The sequence below is a fragment of the Rubrivivax gelatinosus genome (genome assembly GCF_016583785.1).
Lineage (GTDB): Bacteria > Pseudomonadota > Gammaproteobacteria > Burkholderiales > Burkholderiaceae_C > Rubrivivax > Rubrivivax gelatinosus_B.
In genome coordinates, this window is sequence record NZ_NRRU01000096.1 from 1 (window position 1) to 18865 (window position 18865).

The 18865-nt window shown below is 70.5% G+C and carries 13 protein-coding genes; 6 read left to right on the forward strand and 7 right to left on the reverse strand.

Annotated features, from left to right (window positions below; translation table 11 throughout):
- Positions 1 to 520, reverse strand: a 520-nt coding sequence (locus CKO43_RS20435) for an LptF/LptG family permease (protein WP_200379776.1), incomplete at its 3' end; no start/stop codon positions are given.
- Entirely contained in the window at positions 517 to 1611 is a 1095-nt protein-coding gene (gene lptF, locus CKO43_RS20440) for an LPS export ABC transporter permease LptF (RefSeq protein WP_200230706.1), read from the reverse strand. The genes lptF and CKO43_RS20435, both read right to left, overlap by 4 nt.
- A 27-nt stretch (positions 1612 to 1638) precedes the next feature.
- Between lptF and CKO43_RS20445 the strand changes: the two genes are divergently transcribed.
- The 3 genes from CKO43_RS20445 (at position 1639) to CKO43_RS20455 (ending at position 4872) form a co-directional block, all read left to right on the forward strand.
- Positions 1639 to 3105, forward strand: a complete 1467-nt coding sequence (locus tag CKO43_RS20445; protein ID WP_200230708.1) for a leucyl aminopeptidase — start codon at positions 1639 to 1641, stop codon at positions 3103 to 3105.
- Positions 3106 to 3122: 17 nt separating this feature from the next.
- Positions 3123 to 3557 carry a DNA polymerase III subunit chi gene (locus CKO43_RS20450; protein WP_200230710.1) on the forward strand — a complete coding sequence of 145 codons (435 nt, stop codon included), beginning with the start codon at positions 3123 to 3125 and terminating at the stop codon, positions 3555 to 3557.
- Positions 3558 to 3729: 172 nt separating this feature from the next.
- Entirely contained in the window at positions 3730 to 4872 is a 1143-nt protein-coding gene (locus tag CKO43_RS20455; RefSeq protein ID WP_200230711.1) for a branched-chain amino acid ABC transporter substrate-binding protein, read from the forward strand.
- Between the two features lie 70 nt (positions 4873 to 4942).
- On the opposite strand, the gene malQ is transcribed toward CKO43_RS20455, so the two are convergent.
- The 4 genes from malQ to CKO43_RS20475 all read right to left on the reverse strand — a co-directional run bounded on the left by malQ (position 4943) and on the right by CKO43_RS20475 (position 13192).
- A complete protein-coding gene (gene malQ, locus CKO43_RS20460) occupies positions 4943 to 6442 on the reverse strand; it encodes a 4-alpha-glucanotransferase (protein WP_200230712.1) in 1500 nt (499 codons plus the stop codon).
- 13 nt (positions 6443 to 6455) lie between these two features.
- Positions 6456 to 8522: a glycogen debranching protein GlgX gene (glgX, locus tag CKO43_RS20465; protein ID WP_200230713.1), complete on the reverse strand. Its 2067-nt coding sequence runs from the start codon at positions 8520 to 8522 to the stop codon at positions 6456 to 6458.
- Positions 8510 to 10681, reverse strand: a complete 2172-nt coding sequence (glgB, locus tag CKO43_RS20470) for a 1,4-alpha-glucan branching protein GlgB (protein WP_200230714.1) — start codon at positions 10679 to 10681, stop codon at positions 8510 to 8512. The genes glgX and glgB overlap by 13 nt, the downstream gene beginning before the upstream one ends.
- Before the next feature lie 66 nt (positions 10682 to 10747).
- Positions 10748 to 13192, reverse strand: a complete 2445-nt coding sequence (locus tag CKO43_RS20475; RefSeq protein WP_200379777.1) for a glycogen/starch/alpha-glucan phosphorylase — start codon at positions 13190 to 13192, stop codon at positions 10748 to 10750.
- Positions 13193 to 13540: 348 nt separating this feature from the next.
- On the opposite strand from CKO43_RS20475, the gene glgC reads away from it, so the two are divergent.
- Together glgC and glgA are read left to right on the forward strand one after the other, a co-directional pair.
- Positions 13541 to 14806 (forward strand): glucose-1-phosphate adenylyltransferase, encoded by a 1266-nt coding sequence (gene glgC / locus CKO43_RS20480; protein WP_200230716.1) that lies wholly within the window; start codon positions 13541 to 13543, stop codon positions 14804 to 14806.
- 20 nt (positions 14807 to 14826) lie between these two features.
- A complete protein-coding gene (gene glgA, locus CKO43_RS20485; RefSeq protein WP_200379779.1) occupies positions 14827 to 16290 on the forward strand; it encodes a glycogen synthase GlgA in 1464 nt (487 codons plus the stop codon).
- Here glgA and CKO43_RS20490 read toward each other — a convergent pair.
- Positions 16254 to 16592, reverse strand: coding sequence for an ATPase with chaperone activity (locus CKO43_RS20490; RefSeq protein ID WP_200230718.1), 339 nt, complete (start codon positions 16590 to 16592; stop codon positions 16254 to 16256). The two genes, glgA and CKO43_RS20490, sit on opposite strands and share 37 nt — an antisense overlap.
- A gap of 87 nt (positions 16593 to 16679) precedes the next feature.
- On the opposite strand from CKO43_RS20490, the gene CKO43_RS20495 reads away from it, so the two are divergent.
- Positions 16680 to 18865, forward strand: a 2186-nt coding sequence (locus CKO43_RS20495; RefSeq protein ID WP_200379778.1) for a hybrid sensor histidine kinase/response regulator, incomplete at its 3' end; no start/stop codon positions are given.

Here is an 18865-nt window from a genome sequence, read left to right on the forward strand (position 1 = left end):
CGTGGCGCGTCGTGCCGGCGAGGTTGATCGAGTAGTTGCGCTCGCCTTGCGGCGTCATGCGCTTTTCCTTCAGCCAGGCGCCGGTGCGCCCGCCGACGCGCAGGCCGCCCGCGGCGAGGGTCTTGACCGCCACGGCCTGGCGTTCGGCCGCCGGCACGACGTAGTCGCCGACGACGAAGGTGATGGCGGCGAAGACCACGCCCAGCACCGCCAGCAGCGACAGCGCGCGCCCCGGGCCCAGGCCGCCGGTGCGCAGGATCGTGAACTCGGAAGACTGCGCCAGCCGCGCCAGCGAGTAGATGGTGCCGATCAGCACCGCGATCGGCATCAGCTCGTAGAAGTGGCTCGGCAGCTCGAGCAGCGCGGCCAGCACCGCGACACCGGTGGTGCGCCCGGCGCGGCCGACGTTGTCCAGTTTCTCGACCAGGTCGATGAAGAAGAACAGCGACAGGAAGGCGAGCGCGACGAAGAAGACCGAGGCGACGATGTCGCGGTAGAGCAGGCGGCGGACGGTTCTCATGCGGCGGCTCCGCGACGGCGGCGCCAGGACGCGACCGCGGCATGGTCGCGCCACCACAGCAGCACGACGGCGACGACGAAGGCCGTGCCGTGCACGCCGACGAGCGCGCCGCCCAGGCTGGCACGGCCGCTGGCCACCCAGGCCTGCGACAGGTTGATCAGGTTGAAGTAGACGACGAAGCCCAGCAGCGCCAGCAGCAGGTTCCAGTTGCTCGCGCGCCGCGGGTTGGCGGCGGCCAGGCCTATGCCCAGCAGCAGCATGTTGCCGGCGCCGGTGAGCAGGCCGAAGCGCCAGACGAGTTCACCCTGGTTGGGCCGCGACGGATCGGCGATCAGCGCCAGCGTGTCCATCGCCTTGGGCGGCTGGCGTTCGGCGTCGCGGGCACGTTTCTCGTCGACGAGCACGCGGTAGGTCTCGAAGCTGGACTGCGCCTTCTCGCCGGTCTTCAGGTCGACGTCGTTGCGCTGGCCGCGTTCGAGCACCAGGTGGCGGTCGCCGCCGTCGTTCTCGAGGCGGCCGCTGTGCGCCGAGGTGACGGTCTCGGTCTCGCCGGTCTGGGCGACGATGAAGACGTTGCGTGCGTCGGCGCCTTCGCGGCGGTCGCGTTCGATGAAGAACACGCGGCTGCCGTCGCTGGAGGTCTGGAACACGCCCGGCGTCACGCGCGACAGGTCCGAACGCTGTTCGTAGCGCTGGCGCAGCTCCAGGCTGTTGCGGTTGCCCCAGGGCCAGACGAAGAGCAGCAGCGCGGCGATGACCAGCAGCACCGGCCAGCTGGTGCGCAGCACCGGGCGCACGAAACGCGCCAGGCCGACGCCGCTGGAAAACCAGATCGCCATCTCGCTGTCGCGGTACATGCGCCCCAGCGTGACGACGATGGCGACGAACAGCGACAGCGTCAGCATCGTCGGCAGGTGGCCGAGCGCGACATAACCCAGCAGCAGCACGACGTCCTGCGGCGCGATGACCCCGCTGGCGGCCTGACCGATGGTGCGGATCAGGAACATCGTCAGCACGATGGTCAGGATGACGACGAGCGTCGCGCCGAAGGTCCGCGCCAGTTCGCGACGCACAGTTGAATCGAATAACATCCGCGGCTCTTCTGAATGGGGGTAATTATGGACTTCAAGACGCAGGTCGCAGGCTCGGCAGGGTGGGGCGGCGTGAGCGCCGATGCACTGCTGGTCGTGCTTGCCGGCGCGTCGCTGCCGCAGGGGCTGCCCAAGCCTTTTGCGGCCGTGCTGGACAGCGCCGTCGAAGCCGGCGATTTCGTCTTCAAGCCGGGGCATGTGTTCTACGCCCACCGTGTGCCGGGCCTGAAGGCCGCACGCCTGGCCGTGGTCGCCGCCGGCGAGGCCGTGTCGGCCAAGGCGCTGCGCAAGGCGGTCGCCGCCGGCGTCGCCGCGCTCAAGAGCGGCGGCACGAAGGACCTGGCGATCGCCGCCGTCGGTTTCGAGGCGCTGGACGCCGGCCACGGCGAAGCGGTCGTCGCCGCCGTCGCCGAGAGCCTGTACCTCTACCGCGCGACCAAGCCCAGTGCGCCGGCCGCGCCCAAGCTGGCGTCGGTGACGCTGGTCTGCTCCAAGGCCGAGGCCGATGCCGTCGGTGAAGGCCTGCGTGTCGGCCGTGCGATCGCCGCCGGCGTCGAACTGGCGCGCGAGTGCGCCAACCGCCCGGGCAACTACTGCACGCCGACCTATCTCGCCCAGACCGCCAAGTCGCTGGGCAAGGAACACGGCCTGAAGGTCGAGGTTCTGGAGCGCAAGGACGTCGAGAAGCTGGGCATGGGCTCCTTCCTCGCCGTCGCCCAGGGTTCGGACGAGCCGCTGAAGTTCATCGTCGCGCGCTGGCAGGGTGCGGCCAAGGCCGAGGCGCCGGTGGTGCTGGTCGGCAAGGGCATCACTTTCGACTCCGGCGGCATTTCGCTGAAACCCGGCGCCGAGATGGACGAGATGAAGTTCGACATGGGCGGTGCCGCCAGCGTGCTGGGCACGATGCGCGCCGTCGCCGAACTGGGCCTGAAGCTCAACGTCGTCGCCATCGTGCCGGCGTGCGAGAACCTGCCCAGCGGCCGCGCGGTCAAGCCGGGCGACGTCGTCACCAGCCTGTCGGGCCAGACGATCGAGATCCTGAACACCGACGCCGAAGGCCGGCTGATCCTGTGCGACGCGCTGACCTACGCCGAGCGCTTCAAGCCCGCGGCCATCGTCGACGTCGCGACGCTGACCGGCGCCTGCGTGATCGCGCTCGGCCACCACCGCTCGGGCCTCTTCAGCCCCGACGACGCGCTCGCCGCCGAACTGCTGGCCGCCGGCGAAGCCGCGCTCGACCCCGCCTGGCGCCTGCCGCTGGACGAGGAGTACGACGAAGGCCTGAAGAGCAACTTCGCCGACATGGGCAACGTCGGCCCGCGCGCCGGCGGCTCGATCACCGCGGCGATGTTCCTCAAGCGCTTCACCGCCAAGCAGCGCTGGGCGCACCTGGACATCGCCGGCACGGCCTGGAAGTCGGGTGCCGCCAAGGGCGCGACCGGCCGTCCGGTGCCGCTGCTGACGCACTTCCTGCTGCAGCGCGCCGCGCGCTGAGGGACCGGGGCCGCGCCGTGGCCGAGGTCGTGTTCCACACCGGCATCGCGGAGCCGCTGGGCTTCGCCTGCCGGATGCTGCGCAAGGCCTGCCGCCAGGGCGCGCGTGTGCTCGTCACCGCGCCCGGGCCGACGCTGGCGGCCCTGGACCGCGCACTCTGGACTTTCGACGAACGGGACTTCGTCCCGCACCTGCGCGTGAGCGCAGCCAACGCCGCGTCCGACCAGGCCGCGCGCACGCCGATCTGGCTGGTCGACGGCCCCGCGCCGCCGGAGTCGCCGACCATCCTCGTGAACCTCGGTGCCCCGGTGCCCGAGGACGCCGCACGTTTTTCGCGCGTGATCGAAATCGTTGCTGACACACCTGACGAAGCCGGTGCGGCGCGCGAGCGCTGGCGCACCTGGAAGGCGCACGGTTTGCTGCCTACGCACCATTCGGCTGCGAACTCCTAAGAGATTTCCCTGTATTCGCAGGGCACGGCTGTTGCGTTGCTGCCGCACCGAATAGCCGCTTTCCATCCGCGGGCAGTCACAGTGCTGGTGGGGTGGCTTTTCAGGTATTGTTGAAATTCTCATACCCTTACTGTCGAAGCGAATCGACACCCCTCACCGGAGGTTCTCCAGTATGCAATTCAAGCTCAATGTGGTCGTCGGCGCGGCTGCCATCCTGCTGACTGGCGCCGCTTACGCCCAGGACGCGGTCGTGAAGATCGGCCACGTCGGCCCGACCAGCGGTGGCATCGCTCACCTGGGCAAGGACAACGAGAACGGCGCCCGCATGGCCATCGACGAGCTCAACGCCAAGGGCGTGACGATCGCCGGCAAGAAGGTCAAGTGGGAACTGCTGGCCGAAGACGATGCGGCCGATCCGAAGCAAGGCACGGCTGCCGCTCAGAAGCTGGTCGACAGCAAGGTCAACGGCGTCATCGGCCACCTGAACTCCGGCACCACGATCCCGGCCTCGAAGATCTACAACGACGCCGGCATTCCGCAGATCAGCCCGTCGGCGACCAACCCCAAGTACACCCGTAACGGCTACAAGACCGCGTTCCGCGTCGTCGCCGACGACGTGCACCTGGGCGGCACGCTGGGCAAGTACGCCGTTGCCCAACTGAAGGGCAAGACCGTCGCCGTCATCGACGACCGCACCGCCTACGGCCAGGGTGTCGCCGAAGAGTTCGCCAAGGGCGTCAAGGCCGCCGGCGGCAACGTCGTCGCGCGCGAATTCACCAACGACAAGGCCACCGACTTCACCGCCATCCTGACCGGCGTGAAGTCGAAGAAGCCGGACATCATCTTCTTCGGCGGCATGGACGCCGTGGCCGGCCCGATGCTGCGCCAGATGAAGCAGCTGGGCGTGGTCGCCAAGTTCATGGGCGGCGACGGCATCTGCTCGAGCGAGCTGCCCAAGCTGGCGGCCGGCACGATGGCCGATGACCAGGTCTACTGCGCCGAAGCCGGCGGTGTCGACGGCCCGGGCAAGGTCAAGCTCGACAAGTTCAAGGCCGACTTCAAGAAGAAGTTCAACGCCGACGTCCAGATCTACGCCCCGTACGTCTACGACGCGACGATGGTGATGGCCGCCGCGATGGTCAAGGCCGGCTCCGCCGACCCGGCCAAGTACCTGCCGGTGCTGGCCAAGACCAGCGGCTACGAAGGCGTGACCGGCACCATCGCCTTCGACGAGAAGGGCGACATCAAGAACGGCGCGCTGACGCTCTACACCTACAAGGGTGGCAAGCGCGAACAGATCGCCGTGGTGCGCTGAAGCCCGTCCCGGGCCTGACACGAAGGGCGCCCTCGGGCGCCCTTTTTCGTGGCCGATCGCAGCGTGCCGCTCAGGCCGCGGCCAGGCGGCCGTAGAGGCGGCAGAACTCGAGCAGCCGGCGCGCATGCCAGGGGTGCACGTCGTTCCACTGGAAGCGCCACTGCCAGCAGCCATCGTGCTGGCCGGGGCGGTTCATGCGGTGTTCACCGCCCAGGCAGAGCACGTCCTGCATCGGGTGCACGGCGGTGTCGGCGACGCTCATGCAGGCGGCGCGGATCAGCGTCCAGGGCATGTCGTGGCCGTCGACGCCGAAGTAGCCGCGCGCGAAATGGCGCTCGGCGTCGCCGGCCGATGCCCACCAGCCGGCGGCGGTGTCGTTGTCGTGGGTGCCGCCATAGACGACGCTGTCGTGTTCGTGGTTGTGCGGCAGGTAGCGGTTGGCGGCGTCGCCGCCGAAGGCGAACTGCAGGATGCGCATGCCGGGCAGGCCGAAACGCTGGCGCAGCGCCTCGACGTCGGGCGTGATCACGCCCAGGTCCTCGGCCAGCAGCGGCAGTTCGCCCAGGGCCTGCTGCAGCGCCTCGAACAGCGCCGCGCCGGGGCCTGGCATCCAGCGGCCGTTGACCGCCGTCGGCTCCGCGGCCGGGATCTCCCAGTGCGCGGCGAAACCGCGGAAGTGGTCGATGCGCAGCAGGTCGACGAGCTGCAGGCTGTGGCGGATGCGCTCGACCCACCAGGCGTAGCCCTGGGCCGCATGCGCGCTCCAGCGGTACAGCGGGTTGCCCCAGCGCTGGCCTTCGGCGCTGAAGAAGTCGGGCGGCACGCCGGCGACCACCGTCGGCCGGCCTTCGCCGTCGAGCTGGAACAGCTCCGGGTGCGCCCAGACGTCGGCGCTGTGGTGGGCGATGAAGATCGGCGCGTCGCCGACGATCTTCACCCCCTTGCGCGCGGCGTAGGCGCGCAGCTGCGTCCACTGGCGCCAGAAACACCACTGGTTGAAGCGCCAGAAGGCGATGCGGTCGGCGTGGCTGCGGCGCGCGGCCGCGAGCGCGCCGTCGCGGCGCAGCGCCAGCCCCGGCGCCCAGTCGCACCAGTCGACGCCTTCGTGGGCCTCGCTGAGCGCCATGAACAGCGCGTAGTCGTCGAGCCAGCTGGCGTGTTCGGCGCAGAAGGCGTCGAAGGCGGCGCGCTGCTCGTCGTCGGCGCCGGCGGCAAAACGCGCGGCGGCGCGCGCCAGGCGCTGCAGGCGAAAGCCGGTGACGGCGGTGTAGTCGACGTGTGTCGGGCGCAGACCCGGCGTCGGCTCCAGGTCGGCGCTGTCCAGCCAGCCCAGCGTGTGCAGCTCGCCGAGGTCGATCAGCAGCGGGTTGCCGGCGAACGCCGACGGGCTCATGTAGGGCGAGTTGCCAGGTCCCGTGCCGCCCAGCGGCAGAACCTGCCACAGGCGCTGGCCGGCGCTGGCCAGCCAGTCGACGAAGTGGTAGGCGGCGGAGCCGAGGTCGCCCGAGCCGTGCGGGCCGGGCAGCGAACTGGGATGCAGGAGGACGCCGCTCGATCGGGGAAGGCGCATCGGGTCCTCCGCATCAGTTGGCCGCGGCGTTGCGCAGCAGCACGAGGCTGCGCGCACGCAGCGGGAAGTCGACGCCGCTGCCGCGCCAGTTGCTGCGGCCGTCGGCCTCGGCGGTGTCGAGTTCGGCGCACCAGTCGCCGGGTGGCAGCCGAAAGCCCGTGTCGGCGTCGACCGCGTTGACCAGCAGCAGCAGCGGCGTGTCGGTGCGTCCCGGGGCGCAGATGTAGGCGCCGAGCACACGCGAGACGCGGTCGTTCCAATCGGCCAGCGTCATCGTCTGGCCGTCGCGGCGCAGCCAGCTCAGGTCGTGGCGGCCGCGCATGTCCTGCAGCCCGGTGTACCAGCGCTGTGCCAGCGGCAGGAAGCGGCGGCGCAAGGCGATCACGTGCGCGGTGAAGGCGATCAGCGACTCGTCGGCGCGGCTCCAGTCGATCCAGGTGGTCTCGTTGTCCTGGCAGTAGGGGTTGTTGTTGCCGTTCTGGCTGTGGCCGAGCTCGTCGCCGGCGGCCAGCATCGGCGTGCCTTGCGACAGCAGCACGGTCGCCAGCAGCGCACGCTGCAGCCGTTGGCGCAGGCGCAGCACGTCGGGGTCGTCGCTCGGCCCTTCGACGCCGCAGTTCCAGCTGAGGTTGTGCCCGTGGCCGTCGCGGTTGCCTTCGAGGTTGGCCTCGTTGTGGCGGAAGTCGTAGGAGACGAGGTCGGCGAGGGTGAAGCCGTCGTGCGAAACGGCGTAGTTGACCGACTCGGTCGGCGGCCGGCGCCGGGCCTGGAAGATGTCGGACGAGCCGGCAATGCGCAGCGCGAGTTCGCCGCGCGTGCAGTCGCCGCCGAGCCAGAAGGCGCGCGCGCAATCGCGGAAGCGGTCGTTCCACTCGAGCCAGCCGCTGGGGAAGTGGCCGAGCTGGTAGCCGCCCGGGCCGATGTCCCAGGGCTCGGCGATCAGCTTGACGCCGGCGAGCAGCGGATCCTGCGCCAAGGCCTTGAAGAAGGCGCCGCCGGCCTCGAAGCTCCAGTCGCCGCGCGCCAGCACCGGCGCCAGGTCGAAGCGGAAGCCGTCGACGTGCATCGTCTGCGTCCAGTAGCGCAGGCTGTCGAGCACCATCTGCAGCACGCGCGGGTGGCGCAGGTCCAGCGCGTTGCCGGTTCCGGTGATGTTCTCGTAGGCCGAGCGCTGCTCGACCGGCAGCCGGTACCAGCTGACGTTGTCCAGCCCGCGCCAGCTGATCGTCGGCCCGCGCTCGTCGCTTTCGGCGGTGTGGTTGAAGACGACGTCGAGGATGACTTCGATGCCGGCGGCGTGCAGCCGCCGGACCATCGTGCGGAACTCCTCGCGCGGCTGCCCGGTCGCGGCGTAACGCGGCTCGGGGCTGAAGAAGCCGATGGTGTTGTAGCCCCAGTAGTTCGTCAGGCCGAAGCTGGCCAGGCGCTGCTCGTCCAGGCGCTGGTGCACCGGCAGCAGCTCGACCGCGGTGACGCCCAGGCGCCGCAGGTGGGCGATGGCGGCGTCGCAGGCCAGGCCGGCATAGCTGCCGCGCAGCGCCTCGGGCACGCCGGGCATCAGGCGCGTGAAGCCCTTGACGTGCAGCTCGTAGATCACGCTGTCGGCCAGCGGCGTGCGCGGGTGCACGTCGCCGTGCCAGTCGAAGTGGTCGTGCACGACACGCGCCTTCAGCGCCTGGCGCGCGTTGTCGCGCAGGTCCAGGTCCAGCGGGTGCTCGCGGTCGGCAGCGAAGTGCGGGCCGCTCCAGTCGAAGCTGCCGACGATCTCGCGCGCCCAGGGGTCCAGCAGCAGCTTGTGCGGGTTGAAGCGGTGGCCGCGTTCGGGGCGCCAGGGGCCGTGGGCGCGCAGGCCGTAGATCAGCCCGGGCTTGGCACCGGGCAGGTAGCCGTGCCAGATGTCGCCGCTTTGCGCCGGCAGTGCCGCGCGTGCGATCTCGTGCGTGCCTTCGGCGTCGAAGAGACAGAGTTCGACGGCCGTGGCGTGGGCGGAGAAGACGGCGAAGTTGACGCCGCTGCCGTCCCAGCTCGCGCCCATCGGCCAGGCGCGGCCGGTCTGGAGCATGCCGCTCAGGCGGTCCATTCGAAGAACACCGTGGCCAGCGGCGGCACGGTGATCGAGATCGACTGCGCCCGCCCCTGCCAGGGATGCGGCTCGCTGTGCGCCGCGCCGAAGGGCGTGCCGGCGTTGCTGCCGCCGTAGTAGCCGGAGTCGGTGTTCAGGCGTTCGATCCAGCGCCCCGCAGCCGGCACGCCGACGCGGAAGCCGTGGTGCACGACGGGCGTGAAGTTGGCGACCACCAGCATCATCTGGCCGTCGCGGCCGTGGCGCACGAAGCTGAGGATGCTCTGGTCGGCGTCGTCGTGGCAGATCCACTCGAAGCCGTCGCCGCTGAAGTCGCGGCTGAAGAGCGCCGGGCTGCTGCGGTACAGGCGGTTCAGGTCACGCACCAGGCGCTGCATGCCGGCGTGGTGTTCGTCGCCGAGCAGGTGCCAGTCCAGGCTCTCGTCGTGGTTCCACTCGCGCTCCTGGGCGAACTCGCAACCCATGAAGATCAGCTTCTTGCCCGGGTGGCCCCACATGAAGCCGTAGTAGGCGCGCAGGTTGGCGAACTGCTGCCAGCGGTCGCCCGGCATCTTGCCCAGCAGCGAGCCTTTGCCGTGCACGACCTCGTCGTGCGAGAGCGGCAGGATGAAGTTCTCGTGGAAGGCGTAGATCAGCCCGAAGGTCATCTCGCCGTGGTGGAAGCGCCGGTGCACCGGGTCGCGCGCCATGTACTGCAGCGTGTCGTGCATCCAGCCCATGTTCCACTTGAAGTGGAAACCCAGGCCGCCGGCGTAGGTCGGGCGCGACACCGAGGGGAAGGCGGTCGACTCCTCGGCGATCGTGATCGCCTGCGCGCGTTCGTTGCCGATGACCTCGTTGGTGCGCTTGACGAAGGAGATCGCCTCGAGGTTCTCGCGCCCGCCGTGCACGTTCGGGATCCACTCGCCGGCCTTGCGGCTGTAGTCGCGGTAGAGCATCGAGGCCACCGCGTCGACACGCAGGCCGTCGACGCCGAAACGCTCCAGCCAGTACAGCGCGCTGCCGACGAGGAAGTTGCGGACCTCGGTGCGGCCGTAGTTGTAGATCAGCGAGTTCCAGTCGTTGTGGAAACCTTCGCGCGGGTCGGCGTACTCGTAGAGGTGGGTGCCGTCGAAGTTGGCCAGGCCGTGGGCGTCGCCGGGGAAGTGCGCCGGCACCCAGTCCAGCAGCACGCCGACGCCGGCTTCGTGGGCACGCTCGACGAAACGGCGGAAGCCCGCGGCGTCGCCGAAGCGCGAGGTCGGCGCGTACATGCCCAGCGGCTGGTAGCCCCAGGAGCCGTCGAACGGGTGTTCGCTGACCGGCAGCAGCTCCAGGTGGGTGAAGCCCATGTCCTGGGCATAGGGCACCAGCGTGTCGGCGAGTTCGTCCCAGTTCAGCCAGCGGTTGCCGTCCTCGGGCCTGCGCCGCCAGCTGCCCAGGTGCACCTCGTAGATCGTGAGCGGTGCGTCGAGCGCGTTGGCGTGCTGGCGCAGCGCCGACGGCGCCACCGGCAGCGGCATGTGGGCGACGACGCTGGCGGTGGCCGGGCGCAGCTCGGACTGGCGCGCATACGGGTCGGCCTTCAGCGGCAGCAGTTCGCCCGAACGCGAGAGCACCTCGAACTTGTAGCGCGCGCCGGCGCCGACGCCAGGCAGGAACAGCTCCCAGACGCCGCATTCGCGCCGCAACCGCATCGGATGCCGGCGGCCGTCCCAGAAGTTGAAGTCGCCGACGACCGAGACCCGTTCGGCGTTCGGCGCCCAGACCGCGAAGGCGGTGCCGGCGACGTCGTCGAAGGTGCGCGGCGTCGCGCCCAGCACCTCGAAGGGCCGCAGGTGCGAGCCTTCGCCGAGCAGCCAGACGTCCATCTCGCCGAGCACGGCGCCGAAGCGGTACGGGTCCTCGAGCACCGAGCTGCTGCCGTCGTGCCAGGTGACGCCGAGCCGGTAGGTGCCGCCGTTGCGCAGCTTGCCTTCGAAGAAACCGTCGGGGTGGCGCAGCGCGAGCTTGCCGCGCCGTCCGCCCTTGACACCGAGTACTTCGACCGCCGCCGCACCCGGCAGGAAGGCCCGGACCCAGTGGGTACCGCTTTCGTCGGCGTGCGGCCCGAGCACCGAGAACGGGTCGCCGTGGCGCCCGCTGCAGACCAGGTCGACGACGTGGGACTCGAGCATCAAGCGCTTTCTCCTCTGGCGGGACTTCGTTGGGACCGGGCGATCATCGCGCCCTTCGGTGACGGTCTAGCGCCCGGGCTGCAACTTCCAGACCTCGCGAGCGTATTCGGCGATCGTGCGGTCCGACGAGAACGAGCCCATGCCGGCGACGTTCGCGATCGCCTTGCGTGCCCAGGCGTCCCGGTCACGATACAGCGCATCGACCTGCGACTGGGCGGCGCAGTAGGCATCGAAGTCGGCGAGCAGCAGATAGTGGTCGCCGCCCCACAGCAGCGAGTCGACCAGACCCCGGTAGCGCGCCGGCTCGTCGTGCGAGAAGCTGCCGCCGGCGATCGCGTCGAGCACCGCCTTCAGCCGCGCATTCTGCTCGTAGATGCGCAGCGGCTGGTAGCCGGCGGCGCGCGTGGCGGCGACTTCGGGCGTCTTCAGGCCGAAGATGAAGATGTTGTCGTCGCCGACGTTCTGGCGGATCTCGATGTTGGCGCCGTCGTCGGTGCCGACGGTGAGCGCGCCGTTCATCGCCAGCTTCATGTTGCCGGTGCCCGATGCCTCGGTGCCGGCGGTCGAGATCTGCTCGGAGACGTCGGCCCCGGGCATGATGATCTCGGCCACCGAGACGCCGTAGTTGGGCACGAAGACGACCTTGAGCCGGCCGCGCAGCCGGGCGTCGTGGTTGACGACCGCGCCGACGTCGTTGATCAGCCGGATGATGTTCTTGGCCATCGCGTAGCTCGACGCCGCCTTGCCGGCGAAGATCGCGGTGCGCGGTACCCAGTCGGCGTCGGGCTCGGCCAGCATCGCCTGGTAGCGGGCGACGAGGTGCAGCACGTTGAGCAGCTGGCGCTTGTACTCGTGGATGCGCTTGACCTGCACGTCGAACAGGCTCTCGGGGTCGACGACGACCTGCGTGGCGGTGCGGATGTGGTCCGCCAGCCGCACCTTGTTCGCATGCTTGACGGCAAGGAACTCGCGCCGGAAGGCCGCGTCCCCGGCGTGCGGCGCCAGCTTGGCCAGCTGCTCCAGGTGCAGCCGCCAGTCGCTGCCGATCGTGCGGTCCAGCAGCCCGGCCAGGCCCGGGTTGGCCTGCGCCAGCCAGCGCCGCGGCGTCACGCCGTTGGTGATGTTGATGAAACGCTCGGGCCAGAGCAGCGCGAAGTCGGCGAAGATGGTCTTGACCAGCAGCTCCGAGTGCAGCGCCGAGACGCCGTTGACCTTGTGGCTGCCGACGATCGCCAGGTTGGCCATGCGCACGCGGCGCTCGCCGCTCTCATCGATCAGCGACAGCCGGCGCAGGAAGGCGTCGTCGCCCGGGCGCCGCTTGGCCGCCAGCGCCAGAAATTCGTGGTTGATGCGGAAGATGATCTCGAGGTGGCGCGGCAGCACGTGCTGGATCAGCGCCACCGGCCAGGTCTCCAGCGCCTCGGGCATCAGCGTGTGGTTGGTGTAGCTGAAGACGCGCTGCGTCAGCGCCCAGGCTTCGGCCCAGGCCATGTGCTGCTCGTCGATGAGCAGGCGCATCAGCTCGGCGACACCGATCGCCGGATGCGTGTCGTTGAGGTGGATCGCCACCTGCTCGGCGAGGTTGTCCAGGCGGCCGTGTTCGGCCAGATGGCGCGCGACGATGTCCTGGATCGACGCGCTGGTGAAGAAGAACTCCTGGCGCAGGCGCAGTTCGCGGCCGGCGGGCGTGCTGTCGTTCGGGTAGAGAACCCAGGAGATGTTCTCGAACTGGTTCTTGTACTCGGCGGCGCGCTGGTAGTCGCCGCTGTTGAAGGCGTGCAGGTCGATCTGCGCCGGTGCCACCGCCTTCCACAGCCGCAGCGTGCTGACGCGGCGCGTGCCGTGGCCGGGGATCACCATGTCGTAGGCCTTGGCGCTGACCTCGCCGGCGTGGCGCCACACCGGTGCCGCGGCCGGCGACTCGGGGTGTTCGACCCAGCCGCCGAACCGTACCGGGTAGGACACCGCCTGGCGCGGGAACTCCCAGGGCGTGCCGTCTTCAACCCAGGGGTCCGGGTGTTCGACCTGACGCCCGCCGGCGATCGCCTGCGCGAACATGCCGTATTCGTAGCGGATGCCGTAGCCGAAGGAAGGCAGACCGAGTGTCGCCATCGAGTCGAGGAAACACGCGGCCAGCCGGCCCAGGCCGCCGTTGCCCAGCGCGGCGTCGAGTTCGGTCGAGGCCACGTCCTCCAGCGTCGCGGCATGCTGGCGCGCCGCCGCGGCGGCCTCGCCGTCCATGCCGATCGCTGCCAATGCGTTACCCAGCGTGCGGCCGATGAGGAATTCCATTGACAGGTAACAAACGCGGCGGGCACGCGCTTTGCGATCTGTCGCATCCGCATCCACCCAGCGGCGAGACAATGCCTCTCGTGCCACTTGCGCGACGGCATGCATGATGTCGGAGTGAGTCGCGTCGGCCGGCGCGACACCGACGGTGGACAACAGATGGCGGTCGACCTGGGCCTCGAATCGGTCCGGGGCGGTCAGGGCGGCAGTCGAGGTATTCATGGCGGTCTGCAGCGGTTGGGCGAACACGGGGCCGGTGGCCGGCACCGATGCATGCGCCGTGCCGTCGACGCCCCCGCTCCGGGAGCCGCCATCCGTGCTTCAGCGCCGAGGACCTGAATCCGTCTGTAGTAAAACTACAGAAAATGCTGGTCTGCATGCGGTGTACTGCAACGATTCTAGCCATGCGATCGCCTGCAATTGCCGGCGCGACAGTCGTTTGGCCCACCCAATTCCCGCCATTACGCGATTCCGCGCGGCGCTGCGACCGGCAGCACCGCGGGTTCGGATGCGTGCGGCTCCTGTAATTCCGTTGCTTCGAACGAACGTCCTACCGGCCAGGAGACAGACATGAAACCCATCGATCCCGCATCCAGCTTCGACCTTCCGCGCCGCTCGATCGCGCTGGTGCTCGCGGGAGGGCGCGGCACGCGGCTGAAGAACCTGACCGACAACCGCGCCAAGCCGGCGGTTTACTTCGGCGGCAAGTTCCGGATCGTCGATTTCGCGCTGTCCAACTGCCTGAACTCCGGCATCCGACGCATCGGCGTCATCACCCAGTACAAGAGCCACAGCCTGCTGCGCCACCTGCAGCGTGGCTGGGCCTTCCTGAAGTCGGAGATGAACGAGTTCGTCGACCTGCTGCCGGCGCAGCAGCGTGTCGACGAGGAGAGCTGGTACCGCGGCACGGCCGACGCGGTCTACCAGAACCAGGACATCCTGGCGGCGTACAAGGCGGACTACGTGGTCGTCCTGGCCGGCGACCACGTCTACAAGCAGAACTACGCGCTGATGCTGGCCGACCACGTGGCCCAGGGCCGCGAGTGCACCGTCGGCTGCATCGAGGTGCCGCGCATGGACGCCACCGCCTTCGGCGTGATGCACATCGACGAGACGCGCCGCATCCTCGACTTCGTCGAGAAGCCGGCCGACCCGCCGGCGCTGCCGGGCAAGCCCGACCGTGCGCTGGCGAGCATGGGCATCTACATCTTCAACGCGCGCTACCTGTACCGCGAGCTCGAACGCGACATGGCCGACCCGAACTCGAGCCACGACTTCGGCAAGGACATCATCCCCAAGATGGTGCGCGCCGGCGTCGCGGTGGCGCATCCGTTCGAACTGAGCTGCGTCGGCACGCGTGCCGGCACCGGCCCGTACTGGCGCGACGTCGGCACGATCGACGCCTACTGGGACGCCAACATCGACCTCACGGCCACCGACCCGCTGCTCAACCTGTACGACACCAACTGGCCGATCTGGACCTACCAGCCGCAGTTGCCGCCGGCCAAGTTCGTGCACAACCAGGACGACCGCCGCGGCCTGGCGATCGAGTCCATGGTCTCGGGCGGCTGCATCGTCTCGGGCGCGGTCTACCGCTCGGTGCTGTTCTCGCAGGTGCGTGTGCACTCCTACGCCGCGGTCAACTGGGCGGTGCTGCTGCCGGGCGCGCAGATCGGGCGCCACGCCCGTGTCACGCGCGTCGTCGTCGACCGCGACTGCGTGATCCCCGACGGCATGGTCATCGGCGAGGATCCCGCCGCCGACGCCGCGCGCTTCTTCCGTACCGAGTCGGGCATCGTGCTCGTCACGCGGGAGATGCTGCGCGCGCTGCAATGAACCAGAACCCGATGTCCAAGATGAAGGTGCTGCACGTCGCCGCCGAGGTCTTCCCGCTGGTCAAGACCGGCGGCCTGGCCGATGTCGTCGCGGCGCTGCCGGTGGCGCAGGCCGAGCAGGGCGCCGACGTGCGCCTGCTGCTGCCGGGCTTGCCGGCGATCCTCGACGGTGTCAGCGGCGCACGCTGCGTGATCGACATCGGCGCCTGCTTCGGCGCCCTGCGCGTGCGCCTGCTGCGCGCGCGGCTGCCGGGTGACGGCCTCGTCGCCTACGTCATCGACGCGCCCTATCTCTACCAGCGCGGCGGCAGCCCCTACCAGAACGCACGCGGCGAGGAGTGGCCCGACAACCTGCAGCGTTTTGCGCTGCTGGGCTGGATCGCCGCGCACCTGGCTGCCGCCGACGCCGACCCGCAATGGGCGCCCGACGTCGTGCACGCGCACGACTGGCATGCGGCGATGAGCTGCGCCTACATCGCCGACCACGCGGCCACGCCCGCGGCCTCGGTCTACACGGTGCACAACCTGGCCTACCAGGGCCTGTTCCCGATGCACGACTGGGCGCCGCTGGGGCTGGCCTCGCGCCTGATGTCCCCGGCCGGGCTCGAGTACCACGGCCAGCTCAGCTTCATGAAGGCCGGGCTGAAGTTTTCCGACCGCGTGACCACGGTGAGCCCGAACTACGCCCGCGAGATCGCGACGCTGGAGTTCGGCTGCGGCCTGGACGGCGTCATCCGCTCGCGTGCGTCGCAGGTGCGCGGCATTTTGAACGGCATCGACGTCGACATCTGGGACCCGGCGACCGACGCCGCGATCGCCGCCAGCTTCGACGCCGACCGGACCGACGGCAAAGCCGTGTGCCGGCGCGCGCTGCAGGCCGAGGCCGGGCTGGACGTCGACGACGCCGCGCTCGTCGTCACCATCGTCTCGCGCCTGACCTCGCAGAAGGGGCTGGATCTGGTGCTGGCCGCGCTGCCCGAACTGCTGGGGCAGGGTGTGCAGTTCGCGATCCAGGGCACCGGCGACGCCGCGCTCGAAGCGGCGTTCCGCGCCGCCCAGGCCGAGCATCCGGGCCGGGTGCAGGTCTTCACCGGCTACGACGAGGCCCGCGCCCACCGCCTGATCGCCGGCGCCGACGCGATCGCCGTGCCCTCGCGTTTCGAGCCCTGCGGCCTGACCCAGCTCTACGGCCTGCGCTACGGCACGCTGCCGATCGTGCGCCGCGTCGGCGGCCTGGCCGACACCGTCGTCGACGCCAGCCCGGCCGCGGTCGCCGAGGACCGTGCCACCGGCTTCGTCTTCGACGCCGCGACGCCGCAGGCTTTTGCGCACGCGGTGCAGCGCGCGCTCGAGGCGCGGCGCCAGCCGGCGCTGTGGGCGCGGCTGCGCGCGCGGGCCATGGCCCAGCAGCACTCCTGGGTGGGCCCGGCGCGCGACTACCTCGCGCTCTACGACGAGGCGCTGGCGCCGCTGCGCGCCGGCTGATCGGCGCCGGGGTCGGGCCAGCCCAGCACCTCGGCCAGCCGGCGCACGACCCAGACGGCTTCCGCCGGCGACAGTCCGGTGTCGTCGGCACCGGCGACACCGGCCATGCGCGCCAGCACGTCGGCTTCGGTGATGCCCAGCGCCAGCGGCAGCGTGCGCGCCGGCTCGGCCAGCATCTGCGCCATGTCCTCGCACAGGTCGTGGCGTTCGGCGATCTCGCGCAGCGGCAGTTGCGGGCGCTGGCTGCCCGGCGGCTGGTAGATCGCGACGAAGGACGGAGGCAGCGGAATCAGGTCGTTCACTCGGGGGGGTGCGTTTTTTGCAGCTACGGGATGCGCCGGGGCGGCGCCGCTGCACGGGTTGCCTATGATGGGCCGTAGCCCCAACCCATGTCGAGCGACAACGCCTTCGCCGAACCCGCTGTCGTCCCGGCTGCGCGGGCCGTGCTGCCGCTGCGGGTCTACCTGCGCCGCCTGATCTGGCTGTGCGTCGGCCCGATGCTGCTGCTCGGCGGCGGGCTGGCCTACTACCGCGTGCAGTCCGGCCTGGAGCAGCGCCATCTGTCTGGCGAGCGCATCGTCGCGCGCCTGGCGCTGCTGTCGGACCAGTTGCTCGAGTCGCGCAGCGCCGGCCTGGTGATGATGGCGCGCAGCGCCGAACCCGGTGCCCGCGCGGCCGCGCTGCGGCGGCTGGGAGAGAGTTACGCCCAGGGTTTCGGCAGCCACGTGCTGCTGGCTGACGCCGACGGCCGCGTGCTGATGAACAGCCGCCTGCCGGGCGAGGTCGAGCAGCCACCACTGCCGCCGGCGGCGATGGAGGCGGCCGCGGTGGCGCTGCGCGAAGACCGGCCCGTGGTCAGCGACCTGTTCCGCGGCCCGATCGCCGGGCTGCCGCTGCTGGTGGTGGCGGCGCCGCTGCCGCTGTCTGGCGAGGCCCCGCCGCGTGTATTGCTCAGCACGATCGAAGCGCGCCTGTTCCAGCCGCTGCTGGAACGGCTGGCGCTGCCCGCGGGCTGGTCGCTCGAGCTGCGTGACGGCGCCGGCGCCGTCGTCGCGCGCCGCGGCCAAGCGATCGGCCAGGGCTCGGGCGCGCTGCACCGGGCCGAGCTGCAGCAGGCGCCGTGGTCGGCGGTGGTGCTGATGCCCTCGCAGGTGATGCGCGACGCCGTGCTCGCCGAGGCCTTGCCGCTGGTCGCCGGTGTCGTCGGCGCGACGCTGATCGGCGTGCTCGGCGGCACGCTCGCCGGGCGCCGCCTGGGCCGTGACGTCGCCTCGCTCGCCGCGCCGGCCGGCAGCCCGGAAGCCGACAGCGCCGTGACCGAGATCGTCGCCGTGCGCCGCCTGCTCGACGACGCCGCCGCCCGCCGCCGCGCCACCGAAGACGCGCTGCGCCGCAGCCAGATCGAGACCCAGCGCCTGATGGAGGAGGCCCTCGCCGCGCGTGCCCGCGCCGAGACCGCCAACGCCAGCCTGCGCGAACTCTCGCTGGCGGTCGAGCAGAGTTCCAGCAGCATCCTGATCACGGACGCCGAAGGCCGCATCGACTACGTCAACCAGGCCTTTCTGCAGCAGACCGGCTACACGCGCGAGGAGGTCATCGGCAACACGCCCGCGCTGGTGCATTCGGCGAGCACGCCGGCGGCGACGATCGAGTCGCTGTGGCACACGCTGCAGGCCGGCGAGACCTGGCGCGGCGAGTTCGTCAACCAGCGCAAGGACGGCAGCGAGTTCGTCGAGTCGGCCGTGGTCACGCCGCTGCGCCAGGACGACGGCCGCATCACGCACTATGTCGCGGTCAACGAGGACGTCACCGAGCGCCGGCGCCTGGAGCGCGAGCTCGACGGCCACCGCCACCACCTCGAGATGCTGGTCGCCAGCCGCACCGCCGAACTCGAGGCCGCACGCGCCCAGGCCGACGCCGCCAACCAGGCCAAGAGCGCCTTCCTGGCGAACATGAGCCACGAGATCCGCACGCCGCTGAACGCGGTGCTCGGCTTCACCCACCTGATGCGGCGCGACGCGCGCGACCCCGTCACCGCCGAGCGCCTGGCGCGTGTCGACGCCGCTGCCCAGCACCTGCTGGCGCTGCTCAACGACATCCTGGACCTGTCCAAGATCGAGGCCGGCAAGCTCGAGCTGCACGAGCAGGACTTCTCGCTGCGCGAGCTCGTCGCCGGCTGCGCCGGGCAGGTCGCCGACCGCGCCGCGACCAAGGCCCTGGCGCTGCAGGTCGACACCGGCGATGCGCCCGACGCGCTGCGCGGCGACGCGATGCGGCTCGCGCAGGCGCTGCTGAACCTGCTCAGCAACGCCGTCAAGTTCACCGATCACGGCAGCGTCGGCATCTCGGTGCAACTGCTCGCACGCGAGGCCGACCGGGTGAAGCTGAGCTTCGCCGTCACCGACACCGGCATCGGCATCGAACCGGCGCAGCTCGACCAGCTCTTCACCGCCTTCGTCCAGGCCGATGCCTCGATGGCGCGGCGCTTCGGCGGCACCGGGCTGGGCCTGGCGATCACGCGGCGCCTGGCAGCGCTGATGGGCGGCGAGGTCGGCGTCGACAGCCGGGTCGGCAG